Origin of the sequence: Micromonospora sp. DT53 (assembly GCF_049841535.1) — a bacterium.
Lineage (GTDB): Bacteria > Actinomycetota > Actinomycetes > Mycobacteriales > Micromonosporaceae > Micromonospora.
On record NZ_JBNCKM010000012.1, the window covers coordinates 269475 to 283365 of the forward strand.

At 71.9% G+C, this 13891-nt stretch carries 15 protein-coding genes; 9 read left to right on the top strand and 6 right to left on the bottom strand.

All coding sequences use genetic code 11. The features are described from left to right. Positions 1–8: 8 nt before the first annotated feature. Complete coding sequence (locus tag ACLQ3B_RS31030) at positions 9–272, bottom strand: DUF6343 family protein (protein WP_238677198.1); 264 nt, start codon at positions 270–272, stop codon at positions 9–11. Positions 273–394: 122 nt separating this feature from the next. Between ACLQ3B_RS31030 and ACLQ3B_RS31035 the strand changes: the two genes are divergently transcribed. Continuing rightward, positions 395–988 (top strand): antibiotic biosynthesis monooxygenase, encoded by a 594-nt coding sequence (locus ACLQ3B_RS31035; RefSeq protein WP_425784222.1) that lies wholly within the window; start codon positions 395–397, stop codon positions 986–988. 233 nt (positions 989–1221) lie between these two features. Beyond that, on the top strand, positions 1222–2073 hold the full coding sequence (locus ACLQ3B_RS31040; RefSeq protein WP_425784223.1) for a GDSL-type esterase/lipase family protein: 852 nt from the start codon (positions 1222–1224) through the stop codon (positions 2071–2073). A gap of 15 nt (positions 2074–2088) precedes the next feature. Here the strand turns inward: ACLQ3B_RS31040 and ACLQ3B_RS31045 are convergent, their stop codons facing one another. From ACLQ3B_RS31045 to ACLQ3B_RS31055, 3 genes are all read right to left on the bottom strand, one after another. Then, a complete protein-coding gene (locus ACLQ3B_RS31045) occupies positions 2089–2844 on the bottom strand; it encodes an EcsC family protein (RefSeq protein WP_425784224.1) in 756 nt (251 codons plus the stop codon). A 49-nt stretch (positions 2845–2893) separates the two neighbouring features. Then, positions 2894–3040, bottom strand: coding sequence for a hypothetical protein (locus ACLQ3B_RS31050; RefSeq protein ID WP_167457721.1), 147 nt, complete (start codon positions 3038–3040; stop codon positions 2894–2896). A 106-nt stretch (positions 3041–3146) separates the two neighbouring features. Continuing rightward, the gene (locus ACLQ3B_RS31055) at positions 3147–4007 is read right to left on the bottom strand and encodes a peptidase M23 (RefSeq protein WP_425784225.1); all 861 of its coding nucleotides are present in this window, start codon (positions 4005–4007) and stop codon (positions 3147–3149) included. Positions 4008–4427: 420 nt separating this feature from the next. Here ACLQ3B_RS31055 and ACLQ3B_RS31060 point away from each other — a divergent pair, with 420 nt between their 5' ends. From ACLQ3B_RS31060 to ACLQ3B_RS31075, 4 genes are all read left to right on the top strand, one after another. Next, the gene (locus tag ACLQ3B_RS31060) at positions 4428–5348 is read left to right on the top strand and encodes a proteasome assembly chaperone family protein (RefSeq protein WP_425784226.1); all 921 of its coding nucleotides are present in this window, start codon (positions 4428–4430) and stop codon (positions 5346–5348) included. A 37-nt stretch (positions 5349–5385) separates the two neighbouring features. Then, positions 5386–6183, top strand: a complete 798-nt coding sequence (locus ACLQ3B_RS31065) for an exodeoxyribonuclease III (RefSeq protein ID WP_425784227.1) — start codon at positions 5386–5388, stop codon at positions 6181–6183. Positions 6184–6263: 80 nt separating this feature from the next. After that, the gene (locus tag ACLQ3B_RS31070) at positions 6264–6581 is read left to right on the top strand and encodes an antibiotic biosynthesis monooxygenase family protein (RefSeq protein ID WP_210781367.1); all 318 of its coding nucleotides are present in this window, start codon (positions 6264–6266) and stop codon (positions 6579–6581) included. A gap of 377 nt (positions 6582–6958) precedes the next feature. Beyond that, positions 6959–7834, top strand: a complete 876-nt coding sequence (locus tag ACLQ3B_RS31075; protein WP_425784228.1) for an alpha/beta fold hydrolase — start codon at positions 6959–6961, stop codon at positions 7832–7834. A gap of 19 nt (positions 7835–7853) precedes the next feature. On the opposite strand, the gene ACLQ3B_RS31080 is transcribed toward ACLQ3B_RS31075, so the two are convergent. Both ACLQ3B_RS31080 and ACLQ3B_RS31085 read right to left on the bottom strand, forming a co-directional pair. Continuing rightward, a complete protein-coding gene (locus ACLQ3B_RS31080; protein ID WP_425784243.1) occupies positions 7854–8519 on the bottom strand; it encodes a class F sortase in 666 nt (221 codons plus the stop codon). A 217-nt stretch (positions 8520–8736) separates the two neighbouring features. After that, positions 8737–9444: a hypothetical protein gene (locus ACLQ3B_RS31085; RefSeq protein ID WP_425784244.1), complete on the bottom strand. Its 708-nt coding sequence runs from the start codon at positions 9442–9444 to the stop codon at positions 8737–8739. Between the two features lie 130 nt (positions 9445–9574). Between ACLQ3B_RS31085 and trmB the strand changes: the two genes are divergently transcribed. The 3 genes from trmB (at position 9575) to ACLQ3B_RS31100 (ending at position 13709) form a co-directional block, all read left to right on the top strand. Next, on the top strand, positions 9575–10282 hold the full coding sequence (gene trmB, locus ACLQ3B_RS31090; protein WP_425784229.1) for a tRNA (guanosine(46)-N7)-methyltransferase TrmB: 708 nt from the start codon (positions 9575–9577) through the stop codon (positions 10280–10282). A 112-nt stretch (positions 10283–10394) separates the two neighbouring features. Continuing rightward, a complete protein-coding gene (locus tag ACLQ3B_RS31095) occupies positions 10395–12908 on the top strand; it encodes a DEAD/DEAH box helicase (RefSeq protein ID WP_425784230.1) in 2514 nt (837 codons plus the stop codon). A 156-nt stretch (positions 12909–13064) separates the two neighbouring features. Then, the gene (locus ACLQ3B_RS31100) at positions 13065–13709 is read left to right on the top strand and encodes a hypothetical protein (RefSeq protein WP_425784231.1); all 645 of its coding nucleotides are present in this window, start codon (positions 13065–13067) and stop codon (positions 13707–13709) included. The last annotated feature ends 182 nt before the right edge of the window (positions 13710–13891 follow it).

Below are 13891 nucleotides of genomic sequence, written 5' to 3' on the forward strand. Positions count from 1 at the left end.
TCCTCCTGTCACTCGAACAACGAGTGTCGAACGCCCGGCTCCTCGCGGCGGCGGGCGGCGCGGCGGCGCTGGATCACGACCAGGTCGACCACGGCGACCACGGCGAGGATCGCGCAGAGTACGCCGAGCCAGGCGATGCCGGCCCAGAACGCCAGCACCGCGAAGAGCACCATGATCACCAGCCCGAAGCTGGCAAGGGTGAGCCGAAGGTTCAACGCGCTGTTCGCGTGGCCGACCGTGCCACGGGCGCGCCGGGGCTGCGATCTCGTCATACCCACCGACCTACCCCCGATCGGCCCGGTTAACCGGTACGGCGCGCTTCCACGCCCGGACGCGCCGGTGTGCTCCGGCACATCCGTTCGCGCCGGGGCCCCGGCGACCGCAGGATGGGCGCATGTCAGTGACCCTCGCCGTGCCGGTGACCGTCTCCATCGCCCGCCGGGTCGACCCCGGCCGGGCCAGCGAGATGGTGGCCTGGATGCGGGCCGGCACCGCGCTGGCCGAGGCGTTCCCCGGGTTCCTCGGCGCCGGCTGGGTGCAGAGCGGCCCCGGCTCGCCGGAGTGGCACATGCTCTATCGCTTCGCCGACGCCGAGACGCTGCGCCGGTGGGAGGAGTCGCCGCAGCGGCACTGGTGGCTCAGCTCGGCGCAGGGCATCGTCGAGCACACCCGGGTCGAGCGGCGTACCGGGATCGAGGGCTGGTTCGACAGGCCGCTGGAGCACTCGGTGGACCCGGTGGAGCCGGTCCCACCCACGTCGCCGCCTCGGTGGAAGCAGGCGGTGACCATCTGGCTGGCGTTCTTCCCACTGAGTCTGACCGCCACCCTGCTGACGAGCCGCTTCCTCGACGCGGTGCCGCTGGCGGCCCGGGTGCTGCTGATGACGCTCTGTCTGACGCCGCTGATGACCTATCTGGTGCTGCCCCGGATCACCCGGGCGTTGCACTGGTGGCTGCACGGCCAGCCGGCGCCGTGGCGGGACGCGTAGCACCCGGCGCCGTGGCGGGACGCCTAGCACCCGGCGCCGTGGCGGGACGCCTAGCAGCCCGGCGCCCTGGCAGGACGCGTAGCACCCCGGCGCCCTGGCGGGACGACGCATAGCACCCCGGCGGCTCTCGCGTCGGCGTTCTGCCGCATACCCGACAGCAACTTCCCGGCAAACCCCGTCCTACGCATAGAGTTACCGCGCTGTCGCTCTGTGCTGCGGGAACGGGAGACGTCATGCCTCGACGCTGGGTCGCCGCCCTGGCCTGTCTCGCGGCGCTTGTCGCGCTGGCCTGCGAGGGTGGCACCTCCGCGACACCCCGCCCCACCACGAGCGCCGCGCCGTCGAGCGGGCCCGGCGGTATCGCCGCCCTCGGCGACTCGATAAGCACCGGCTTCGCCTCCTGCCTGGTGCTCACCTCCTGCGAGCGCAACTCCTGGTCGACCGGGGACGGGCTGCGGGTGCAGAGCCACTACCGACGGCTGCTCGAACAGAATTCGGCGATCCGCGGCCGGACGTACAACCACGCCCGTCCCGGCGCCCGCGCGGACGCTCTCGTTGGCCAGGCCCAGGCGGCGGTACGCGACCGCGCCGACTACGTCACCGTGCTGATCGGCGCCAACGACATCTGTCGGGGCGGGGTGGACGCGATGACGCCGGTGGCGCAGTTCCGGGCCGACGTCGACCGGGGGCTGCGGGTCCTGCGGACCGGCCGGCCGAAGGCCCGGGTGCTGGTGGTGAGCATCCCCGACCTGTACCGGCTCTGGGAGGTCGGGCACGACGACGCCCGGGCGGCCCGCGCGTGGCGGCGGGGCATCTGCCCGGCCCTGCTGGCCGAGGCGACGTCGACCGCGCCCGCCGACCGGGCCCGCCGGGCCGCCGTCCGGGCCCGGATCGACGCCTACAACGCCGAGTTGACGGCGGCCTGCCGGGCGTACGGATCACGGTGCCGGCACGACGGCGGCGCGTTGCACAAGGTCCGGTTCACCCTGGACCTGCTCAACCCGCTGGACTGGTTCCACCCCAACGCCACCGGCCAAGGCCGGATCGCCGAGGTGACCTGGCGCTCCTCCGGCTTGGCCAACTGAGGACAGGGCGGGCCGTCAGGGCTGGCGCGGCTCCGGGACGGCGTTGCCCCGGGAACGGTAGAGAGCCCGGGAGCGCTGGGCGAGATCCTTTGTGGCCGACGAGTTGGCCCAGGTGCCGAGCACGATGGCCGCACCGGGAACGATCTTGGCAACCAGCCGCTTCGCGGCCCGGACGCCGGCCATCTGGGCCAGCCGGACGCCGAGTTGCAGCATGACCCGACCGAGCGGACGCTGGCCGCCCAGGCCGAAGAGCGCATCGGCACGTTCCCGGCCGGCGGCCACACCGAGCGCCAGCCGGGCGCTCTCGGCGACCTTGTGCACCCGCTGGAGCACCAGCAGGTCGGTGGCCCGATCGTGGTGCAGGGGGTCGACGTCGTACGCGGCGGCGACGTGCAGCACCATCCGCGCCTGGGTCCAGGCCAGCACGCCCACGTCGATCACTGCGCCGGGCAGCCCGGCCGCGCCGGAGACCGCGCCGGACAGTCGGGCCAGGTTGACGAACTTGCGGGCCGCCTGGTCGGCGAGGGCGTCGGCGGAGACCCCGGGCTGCTCGGCCCGGGCACGGCCGGCCCACTGCACGGCCTCCGGCCCGAGGCGGCGCACCGCCTCCAGGGCAAGGTGCTCCGGCGCGTACTGCGGGTCGTCACGCATCCGGTCCCAGAGACGGGCCGGCGGACCCTCGGGGGCGTCCACCGGCCCTGCCGGCAGGTCGACGGACGGCTGCGGAGTAGGGGCGGCGGGCTGGCCGCCGGCGGGCGGAGTGTCGGTCACCAGGTCTCCCCAGGGGTGGGAACGGTGGACAGGGCGGCCGATGGAGCGGTCAGCGGCGGCGGTTGGACAGCCGGGCCGCCAACCCCTTCAGCTTCTGCTGGTTGCCCGGCTTGGCCATCTCGCGACGACCTCGCTCGACCAACTGCTGCCCCTTCGGCGATCTCAGGAACGTGGTGATCCGCTGCATCAGTGACATGGCGTCCTCCTGTCGGTGGTCCCGTAGTCATGTGTACCCGGAACCCGCAACACATGTACCCGGGATGCGACAGCCTCAACCCTGACCGTCCACAGTGGGCGGAAGGTTACCGCCCCGCCGGCACGATGGCGTCAACGACCCGGGTGGCCCGCCACTCGTGCTGCTGGTAGTGCTCGGGGTACGCCGAGACCTGCACCGCCTGAGCGGCGTCGGTGAGCCGCATCCGCTCCCAGCCGGGCACCTGCTCCAGCGCGCTGAGGAACTGCCGGGTGGCGAACTCGGGGTCCATCAGCCGCCCCACCGGGCCCCAGCCGCTGCTGGAACGCTGCTGGAACAACCCGACCGAGTCATGGTCCCAGCCGACGCCCTGGTGCGGATAGTCCTGCGACTCGGGCAGCACGCCGCTGGCCACGTTGTAGAGGTTGCTCTCCTGCATGGCGGTGGCCACCGCGATCACCAGACCCCGGCGCGGCACCCCCATCTTGCGGCCGGTGCGGACGATCGCCTCGGCGTTCTCCATCTGGTCGTCGTCCAGCCCGGCGACCGGTGCCGGGTCGGTCGGGCGCGCCGGGGCGACCTTGCGGGCCGGCGCGGTGGTGTCCGGGTCGGCGGAGCTCGCCGCGGCGGACGGGGCAGCGGCCGACGTACTCGGGGCAGCCGTGCGGTCGAAGCCACGGGAGGCGCGCTGCTGCTCGGCGCGCTGCGCCAGCTCGGAGCTGGACAGCGATCCACCTCGGGTCGCCGCGTCGGCGTCCTCGTTCCGCACCTGGACGACCGTGGCCAGACCGAGGCAGCACACCACACCGGTGGCCAGCGCGAGCTGCGCCCGACGTCGACCGGTCAGGTCCCGGGCGTACGCCCGGAGCCGGCTCGCGGCGGTTGTCCGTTCGGTTGAGGTGCCATCCTCCGTATCGGTCGTGGGCCTGCTCGGGGCGTACGGGTCGTCGAGGGTGCCGTCGTCACGCATCAACCGAGGCTAGGCAGGTGAAAACCCCGATCACGCACGGTGATCACGTGGTGATCGACACAGATTCACCCCGGACTGGTGGACGACCTGGACGGGTCGACCCGCCCGGGGAACGGACCTCGCGTACCGGATGAAGCTGGCGCCGCACGCGGACCGGCACGGCCCGTGACAGGGCCGGACATCCGACCGTCGAGCCTGACATGATCGACAAACTCGGCCTTTGGGCCGAACCGCCCCTCGGTCGATCGGCCAGGGGGCTCGGCCTGGTGGCGTAAACAGGCGATTAGTCCGGTCGCTCCCACCGCCCGGCCAACGGATCGCCCGGCGCAGGAATGCACCAGGATGGCGGGTACGTTGCCCGAACGGGTGCCCTCCGTCGCGACGGCGCCCCACAGGCACATTTCAGGGAGGTCCGCACCGGTGCTCGACCCACACGAGCTCTACCAGCTCACCGACGATCTGCCCGACCTCGGGCAGCCGGTCCTGATCCAGGCCCTCACCGGGTTCGTGGACGCCGGAAACGCCAGCCGACTGGCGCGTGAGCAGCTGCTCACCTCGCTGGAGGGTCGGCCGATCGCGACCTTCGACGTCGACCAGCTCTTCGACTACCGATCGCGACGACCGGTGATGACCTTCGTCGAGGACCACTGGGAGAGCGTCGACGCGCCCACGCTGGAGCTGCACCTGCTGCACGACGACGACGAGACCCCGTTCCTGCTGCTCACCGGCCCCGAACCGGACCTGCAGTGGGAGCGTTTCGTGGCCGCCGTCGCCGGGCTCGCCGCCCGGTTGGACGTCCGGCTCACCGTGGGCCTCAACTCGATCCCGATGGCGGTCCCGCACACCCGACCGACCGGGGTGACCGCGCACGCCACCCGCCCCGAGCTGATCGGCGGCTACGAGCCCTGGCTGCAACGCGTCCAGGTTCCCGGCAGCGTCGGTCACCTGCTGGAGTTCCGTCTCGGCGAGCAGGGTCGCGACGCGCTGGGCTTCGCCGCCCACGTGCCGCACTACGTGGCGCAGACCGAGTACCCGGCCGCCGCCGAGGTGCTGCTCACCTCGGTGTCGCGCAGCACCGGGCTGCTGCTGCCCGGCGACGGGCTCCGTTCGGCCGCCGAGGTGGTCCGGGTGGAGATCGACAGGCAGGTCGCGCAGACCGAGGACGCCGCAGCCCTGGTCCAGGCCCTGGAGGAGCAGTACGACGCGTTCGCCCGGGGTCGGGGCGAGAAGAGCCTGCTCGCCCCGGACGCCGGCCCGCTGCCCACGGCCGACGAGCTCGGCGCGGAACTGGAACGGTTCCTGGCCGAACAGACACGTCCCGGCGACACCCCGGGCAGCTGACCCGGCGTCGCGGCGGCGGATGCGGCAGGCTGGGGGCATGCGCCTGGCGACCTGGAACGTCAACTCGGTGAAGGCCCGCCTACCCCGGCTGCTGGAGTGGCTGGCCGACACCGGGCCGGACGTCGTCTGCCTACAGGAGACCAAATGCCCGGACGGCGCCTTCCCGGTGACCGAGGTGGGCGAGTTGGGCTACACCGTGGCCAGCCACAGCGACGGCCGGTGGAACGGGGTCGCCATCCTGTCCCGGGTCGGGCTGGGCGACGTCCGGGTCGGCTTCACCGCCGAACCCGGCTTTCCCGAGCCCGAGGCCCGCGCCCTCTCCGCCACCTGCGACGGGGTGCGGGTCTGGTCGGTGTACGTGCCCAACGGCCGAACGCCTGACGACCCGCACTACGCGTACAAGTTGGCCTGGTTCGCGGCGCTGCGCGACGCGCTGGACGCCGAACTGGCCGGCGGTCTGCCGCTGGCGGTCTGCGGTGACTTCAACGTCGCCCCGACCGACGCCGACGTCTGGGACCCGGCGGTCTTCACCCACTCCACGCACGTCACCCCGGCCGAGCGGGCGGCCCTCGCGGCGCTGCGCGACCTGGGGCTCAGCGACGTCGTACCGACCCCGATGAAGGGCCCGCACCCCTTCACCTACTGGGACTACCGGGCCGGCATGTTCCACCAGAACAAGGGCATGAGAATCGACCTGGTGTACGCGTCCGCGCCGTTCGCCCGAGCGGTCCGCTCCGCGTACGTGGACCGCGAGGCCCGCAAGGGCAAGGGCCCCTCCGACCACGCGCCGATCGTGGTCGACGCCGACCTGGTCCCGGCGGTCGAGGCGTTCTGAGCCCGCCCGGTCGTCCCGGCTGCCGTCCTGGTGCCGCGGGCTGCCGTCCTGGTGCCGCGTCCGCTGGCTAGGGTGGGCAGATGGCAGTCGTGAAAATCAACGCAATCGACGTCCCGCCCGGTGGCGGCGCGGAGTTGGAGAAGCGGTTCGCCGCCCGGGCCGGCACTGTGGAGAACTCCCCCGGTTTCCTCGGCTTCGAACTCCTCCGCCCGGTGGCCGGCGAGACCCGCTACTTCGTCTACACGAAGTGGGAGAGCGAAGAAGCGTTCCAGGCGTGGGCCGCCGGCCCCTCGCGCGCCGCCCACGCCGCCGCCCCCGGCGACAAGCCCCGCCCACCGGTCTCCACAGGCGCCAGCCTGCTGGAGTTCGAGGTGGCCCTACACGTCCCCCAGCCGTAGCCACCTCCCCGCCGGTCCCTCAGACACGGGCGGAGTCCCCGCCTCGACAAGTCGTGAGGCAGCAGTCTCCACCGAGAGTGCGGGAACCTTGGCCAAGCGACGACGGGGCGGGGCGGCTCAGGCGCGCTGGGCGCGTCGAGGCCGGCGTGGCTCGGCAGCCGACGCCTTGATCGTGCTCGATCCTGGATGTAGTCCCCTCCCCGCGCCGCGAGGCCACTACATCCTGGTTGGAGCACGATCTTGACCGGATCCGGCGCCCTGAGGTGGGGCGCGTTGATAGCGTCGAGGCGGCCCGAATAGCCGGCCACCAGTCGCCCTACCTGCCAGTCCACCCCGTTCGGTCAGGGCGCATCCCAAGGTGCGGGGAGATTCTGGCCATGTTCGACGGCTTCGAGGAATTCGACATCGACACGCCCGGCGCGACGATCCACGGACGCCGGGGCGGGAGCGGGCCGCCCGTTCTGCTGCTGCACGGCATCCCCGAGACGCACCTCATGTGGCACCAGGTCGCGCCACGGCTCGCCGAGAACTACACGGTCGTCGCCACCGACCTGCGGGGCTGGGGCGACAGCGGCAAGCCGCCGAGCACCGCGGATCACGAGCCGTACAGCATGCGAGCCATCGCCCGCGACCAGATCGAGGTGATGCGGAGTCTGGGCCACGAGCAGTTCCGACTCGTCGGCCACGATCGTGGGGCCCGCTGCGCGTACCGTCTCGCACTGGACGAACCGGACGTGGTCACCCGACTGGCCGTCATGGACGTCGTCCCCATCGGGGACGTCTACAACCGCGCCGACAAGACGTTCAGCCTCTCCTACTGGGTCTGGTCCTTCCTGGCGGCACCGGCGCCGGTGCCCGAGCAGCTCATCAAGGCGGCGCCCGCGGTGCTCGTCGACTTCATGCTCGACACCTGGCCCACGGTGAAGGACGCCTTCCGCGCCGAGGTACGCGCGGCGTACGTCAAGCAGTTCAGCGACCCCGCCACCGTGCACGCGATCTGCGAAGAGTTTCGCGCCGCCGCTACGCTGGACTACCAGCAGGACGAGGCCGACCGTGGGAAACGGAAGATCGCCTGCCCGGTGCTGTTTCTCTGGAGCCAGCAGGGCCAGGTGGCGAAGCTCTACGACGACCCGCTGGCGATCTGGCGGGAGTGGGCCGACGACGTACGCGGCGAGCCGGTCCCGGTCGGGCACTTCATCCCGGAGGAAGCCCCCGACGAGACCGTCCGCCAGCTCCTGGCCTTCCTGAGCTGACACCGAGCCGGGGACGGTGTCAGGACTTGCGGGAGGACTGGAGCGTCGCGAAGGCGATGACGTTGTCGGCGTAGCCGGTGCGGCCCCCGATGAACTGCCCACCGCAAGTGATCAACCGCAGCCCGGGTGGCCCGTCGTGGCCGTAGATCCGCTCGGCGGGCAACTGGTCCTTCGGGAAGTGCTCGACGGTGTCGACCCGGAACACCACCACCGACTCGTCCGCCCGGGCCACCTCGATCAGGTCGCCGGGGTGCAGCTTGCCCAGGTCGTAGAAGACCGACGGGCCGGTCTTCGTGTCCACGTGCCCGACGATCACCGCAGGGCCGGGCTCACCGGGCGTCGGCCCACGGTCGTACCAACCGGTCTCGTTGTGCCGTTCCAGCGGCGGTACGGCGATCGAGCCGTCCCGCGCCTGCCCGACGGGCGCCACCGGCGCGGCCACCTTGATCGCGGGCACCGAGAGGCGCACCGGACGACTGGCCGACAACCCGGCCGACTCACTGCGGGCCGGCTGGTCACCGCCGGTCGGGGCGAGGTCGAACGGGCCGACCGAACGGCCCAGCCCAGCCCCGGTGGCGAAGACCCCGGCCAACACCAACACCACGGCCACCGGTACGGACCAGGGGCTGCGGCCGGACGGACGACTACGCCGGGGGGCGACAGCGGTCGCCGGACGCGCCGCCACCGACGGGCGGTCGGGATCCGGCGGGCGCTGGGGATCCGGCGAGCGGTCGGAGTCCGGCCAGCCGTCGTCCAAGGGCAGCCGAACGTCATCGGGTGGCAAGGCGGGACGGCCGGCGAACGGCTGGCGGGCAGCGTCCGGCGGCGACGCGGGACGACCAGGCAACGGCGGGCGTGAACCGGCCGGCGGCGGCGTGGGGCGGAAGATCGTCATGGCGGGCTCAGCGACGCGCGTCGGCTCGGGGGCGGCGCAGCGCCATCACGGCGAGGATCAGCCCGGTGATGGTCAGTGCCGCGCCGCCGGGCAGCAGCAGCTTGCCGGTCATCCCGCCGCTGCTCCCACCGAAGCCGGTCGCCGGTCCCCGACTCGGCTGGTTGGGGATCTTCTTGACCACCTGAAGCATGGTCGAGGCGGTCTCGCCGTCGCGGCACTCCAGCTTGACCCGGTAGTTGCCGGGGCGGGTGCGCTCGCGGACCATCGGCGCGGCGGTGAGCACCCCGCGCTGCGGTTGCACGCCGACCGCCCCGAAGGCGTCGGAGACCACGGTGGCGCCCACCGAGTTGTCCCGGCAACTGGCCCGGATGCCGACCAGGTAGCCGGGCTGCACCGTGCTGGGGCTCACCTCGACGAAGATGTCCACCGACGGCGCCGGTTGGGGTGCGCCACCGGGCGGCCCTTCGGGCTGCGGCGCTGGCGCGGCGACGACCGCTCGCTCGGGCACGGGCGCGACGGCAACAGCCTGCTCGGGCACGGCAAGAACGGCACTAGCCCGCTCGGGCACGGGAAAGACGGCGACGGCAGGCTGGGATGTGGCAAGAGCGACGGCGGCACGCTCGGGCGCCGCGAGGGCGGGCGCGGCGGCCAGCAGGGGGCCGGCGAACACGGCCACCAGCGACAGGGTCACGACGCCGTGGGTCAGTTTCACGATGCCCCCTCTCGACGCCGTGCGGCCGGGTCGGGCGGTGGAGCACCCGACCTGCCGTACCAGTTGGATCCTCTCATTTCCGGTCGCACATCACATCCGATCCGTCGGCGGCGTCGCGTACGCTCGGGTCGCTGTGACCGCCACCGACCATGACCCCGCCGTCCCGCCCGCGAGCCGGACGATCCGCACGTTCCACCCCCGCCGGGGTCGGATGAGCGACCGGCAGACCGACGCGCTGAGCCGGCTGTGGCCCGCGTACGGCCTGGATGTGCCGGACGGACCTGTGGTGCCCGTCGACCTGGCCGACCTGTTCGGTCGCCGGGCGCCCGTCGTGCTGGAGATCGGCTCGGGCATGGGCGACAGCACCGCCGCGATGGCCGCCGCCGACCCGGATCGAGATTATCTGGCGGTCGAGGTACACACGCCGGGAATCGCCAACCTGCTCCACCTGGTGGAGCGCGATGGCCTGCGCAATGTGCGGGTGGCGCAGGGTGACGCGTTGTCCCTGGTCAGCGGCCTGCCTGAGGGCGTGTTGGACGCCGTACACGTCTTCTTCCCGGATCCGTGGCCGAAGTCCCGCCACCACAAGCGGCGGATCATCCAGCCGGGGCACGTGGCCCTGTTGCGGTCCCGGCTGCGGCCCGGCGGCATGGTGCACTGCGCGACCGACTGGGCCGAGTACGCCGAGGCGATGCGGGAGACGCTGGAGGCGGACCCGGAGCTGGTGGACGCGTACGGCGGCTTCGCGCCGCGGCCGGCGCACCGACCGGTGACGAAGTTCGAGCGGCGGGCGATCACGGCCGGTCGGCCGGTCGCGGACCTGCTGTACCGCCGACGGTGACCGGCGAAACGCCCGAACCGGAACGTGACCGGGCGTTCGGGACGCTCCGGCGGGGGTCCGGTGCGGGCCGGGTTGGCGTACCGGGGCATGATCCAGGCACCATGGACAGGCTATGACGCTCACCGCCGCGCTGCCGACAAGCGCCGACCCCGACACCCTCTTCGACGCGTTCGCCGGCTGGGCGAAGGAGCGCGGCCTCGACCTCTACCCTCATCAGGAAGAGGCGGTCATCGAGATCGTCTCCGGCGCCAACCTGATCATGAACACGCCCACCGGCTCGGGTAAGAGCCTGGTGGCGATCGCCGCGCACTTCGCGGCCCTCGCCGACAGCCGGACGACCTTCTACACGGCGCCGATCAAGGCGTTGGTGTCGGAGAAGTTCTTCGCGCTCTGCGAGGTCTTCGGCGCCGAGAACGTCGGCATGCTCACCGGCGACGCCAGCGTCAACGCCGACGCCCCGATCATCTGCTGCACCGCGGAGATCCTGGCCAACCTGGCGCTGCGCGAGGGCACGAAGGCCGACGTCGGCCAGGTGATCATGGACGAGTTCCACTTCTACGCCGAGCCCGACCGGGGCTGGGCGTGGCAGGTGCCGATCATCGAGCTGCCGCAGGCCCAGTTCATCCTGATGTCCGCCACCCTGGGGGACACCACCCGCTTCGTCGACGACCTGACCCGGCGCACCGGGCGGCCCACCGCCGTCGTGCGCACGGCGGAGCGGCCGGTCCCGCTCATCTTCTCGTACGCGATGACGCCGCTGCACGAGACACTCGAGGAACTGCTGGAGACCAAGCAGGCCCCGGTGTACGTGGTGCACTTCACCCAGGCCGCCGCGCTGGAACGCGCCCAGGCGTTGACAAGCGTCAACGTCTGCACCCGCGCCGAGAAGGACATGATCGCCGAGGCGATCGGCGGTTTCCGGTTCACCGCCGGCTTCGGCAAGACGCTGTCCCGACTGGTCCGGCACGGCATCGGCGTGCACCACGCCGGCATGCTGCCCAAGTACCGCCGACTGGTGGAGACCCTCGCCCAGGCCGGCCTGCTCAAGGTCATCTGCGGCACCGACACCCTCGGCGTCGGCATCAACGTGCCGATCCGCACCGTGCTGTTCACCGGCCTGTCGAAGTACGACGGGGTCCGTACCCGGCTGCTGAAGAACCGGGAGTTCCACCAGATCGCCGGGCGGGCCGGCCGGGCCGGCTACGACACCATCGGCCGGGTCGTGGTGCAGGCCCCCGAGCACGTCATCGACAACGAGAAGGCCCTCGCGAAGGCCGGCGACGACCCGAAGAAGCGGCGCAAGGTGGTCCGCAAGAAGCCACCGGAGGGCTCGATCGGCTGGGGCCAGCCCACCTTCGACCGGCTCGTCGACGCCGAGCCGGAGCCGCTGACCTCCAGCTTCCAGGTCAGCCACTCGATGCTGCTCAACGTCATCGGCCGGCCCGGGGACGCGTTCACCGCGATGCGGCACCTGCTCACCGACAATCACGAGGAGCCCGCCGCCCAGCGCCGGCACATCCGCCGGGCCATCGCGATCTACCGGGCGCTGCGCGCCGGTGGGGTGGTCGAGGAGCTGCCCGAGCCGGACGAGACCGGCCGGCGGATCCGGCTCACCGTCGACCTCCAGCTCGACTTCGCGCTCAACCAGCCGCTCTCGCCTCTGGCCCTGGCCACGATCGAGCTGCTCGACGCCGAGTCCCCCTCGTACGCGCTCGACGTGCTGAGCGTGGTCGAGTCGATCCTCGACGACCCCCGGCAGATCCTCTCCGCGCAGCAGTTCAAGGCGCGCGGCGAGGCGGTCGCCGCGATGAAGGCGGAGGGCATCGAGTACGAGGCGCGCCTCGAACTGCTCGACGAGGTGACCCACCCGAAGCCCCTGGCCGAGCTGCTGGAGGCCGCGTACGAGATGTACCGGCAGGGGCACCCGTGGGTCGCCGACCACCAGCTCTCCCCCAAGGCCGTCGTCCGCGACATGTACGAGCGGGCCATGACCTTCACCGAGTACGTGCAGTTCTACGGGCTGACCCGCTCGGAAGGCCTGGTCCTGCGCTACCTGGCCGACGCGTACAAGACGTTGCGGCAGACCGTGCCCGAGGACGCCAAGACCGAGGAGCTGATCGACCTCATCGAGTGGCTGGGCGAGCTGGTCCGCCAGGTCGACTCCAGTCTCATCGACGAGTGGGAGCGGCTGCGCAACCCGTCCGACGTGGCCGAGGTGGCCCAGGCGCACGCCGCGCTGACCGATCGGCCACCGGCGGTGACGCGCAACGCGCGGGCGTTCCGGGTGCTGGTGCGCAACGCGCTGTTCCGCCGCGTCGAGCTGGCCGCGCTCCGCCGCTGGGACCTGCTCGCCGAGTTGGACGCCGAGGACGGCTGGGACTACGACGCGTGGGCCGACGCGTTGGCGCCGTACTTCGAGGAGTACGACTCCATCGGGGTCGGTCCGGATGCCCGCGGTCCGGCGCTGCTCATGATCGAGCAGGGTCGGGAGCGGTGGACCGTACGGCAGAGCTTCGACGACCCCAACGGCGACCACGACTGGGGCATCAGTGCCGAGATCGACCTGGCGGCCTCGGACGAGGTCGGTGCCGCGGTCGTGCGGATCACCGACGTCGGTCAGCTCTAGCGACCATCTCGACAGGGGGTCGTCCGTACGTCGGACGGCCCCCTTTGTCGTGTCTTCCACGCCCCTTCTTTCGCTGGGCGATGTCAGACCCGTCGATTAGAATGTATGTACTAATCGAGTTCCTGACCTGCAGGATTACGACCCGGGAGGACGCCCGTGACCGCGCCCGCCTCCACGCCCCTCACCCCCTACGCCACCCTGCTCGGTTTCACCCGCTACGTCGACCGCACCGGCCCCACCAAGGCGACCTTCGTGGGCGGGCTGCGCAAGCAGCGAGCCAGCCGGTCCGGCTTCAACCCGCACGGCCAGTTCGTCAAGGCGCTCAAGGCCGACATCGCCTTCCACACCGGCGGCACGCACCTCGCCGGGGTGGTCGACGTGGTCAAGCCACGCTGGCGCCCTCTCTACCAGGCGCTCGTCCCGGGTGCCACGACCTGGCTGCACTCCCTCGGTGAGCCGGCCGCCGTCGACCTCGCCCAGACCCGCGACGCCCTGGCCATGCTGGGCGACCTGCCCGTCAAGATCAACCCCCAGTTCGGGGTACGCCACGCCGACGGCCGCGCCGAAGCGGTCCGGTTGCACTTCGACGAGACCCCGCCGAGCGAGGAATCGGTGCTCGCCACCCTGCACCTGATGGCCCGACACATGGACGCGGTGCTCCCGCACGCCGAGCCGGTCCTGGTCGACGTCCGCCGCGGCCAGGCCCACCGCATGCCCACCGACGCCAAGCCCGACCAGATCGAACGCTGGCTCTCCGGCGAGGCCGCCGCCTTCCGCGCCATCTGGTCCACCGCCGCCTAACCCCACCCCACCCCACCCCGCCCCCTCCACGCCAGCGCCCGGCAAGATCGCGCTCGATCCAGGATGTAGTGGCCTCCGCTTTTCGGGAGGCCACTACATCCATGTCAACGCCGTTGCGTTTAGCGCTGTGAGCGGGAGGCAAGTCCTTTCTCGAAGACTGTGATTTCGGCGTGGAAGCTGTA

Excerpts from the sequence above, each read along its gene's own strand:
- ACLQ3B_RS31095 (WP_425784230.1), top strand. The coding sequence starts at position 10,395 with ATGACGCTCACCGCCGCGCTGCCGACAAGCGCCGACCCCGACACCCTC.
- ACLQ3B_RS31040 (WP_425784223.1), top strand. The coding sequence starts at position 1,222 with ATGCCTCGACGCTGGGTCGCCGCCCTGGCCTGTCTCGCGGCGCTTGTC.
- ACLQ3B_RS31035 (WP_425784222.1), top strand. The coding sequence starts at position 395 with ATGTCAGTGACCCTCGCCGTGCCGGTGACCGTCTCCATCGCCCGCCGG.
- ACLQ3B_RS31030 (WP_238677198.1), bottom strand. The coding sequence starts at position 272 with ATGACGAGATCGCAGCCCCGGCGCGCCCGTGGCACGGTCGGCCACGCG.
- ACLQ3B_RS31055 (WP_425784225.1), bottom strand. The coding sequence starts at position 4,007 with ATGCGTGACGACGGCACCCTCGACGACCCGTACGCCCCGAGCAGGCCC.
- ACLQ3B_RS31065 (WP_425784227.1), top strand. The coding sequence starts at position 5,386 with ATGCGCCTGGCGACCTGGAACGTCAACTCGGTGAAGGCCCGCCTACCC.
- ACLQ3B_RS31075 (WP_425784228.1), top strand. The coding sequence starts at position 6,959 with ATGTTCGACGGCTTCGAGGAATTCGACATCGACACGCCCGGCGCGACG.
- ACLQ3B_RS31050 (WP_167457721.1), bottom strand. The coding sequence starts at position 3,040 with ATGTCACTGATGCAGCGGATCACCACGTTCCTGAGATCGCCGAAGGGG.
- ACLQ3B_RS31070 (WP_210781367.1), top strand. The coding sequence starts at position 6,264 with ATGGCAGTCGTGAAAATCAACGCAATCGACGTCCCGCCCGGTGGCGGC.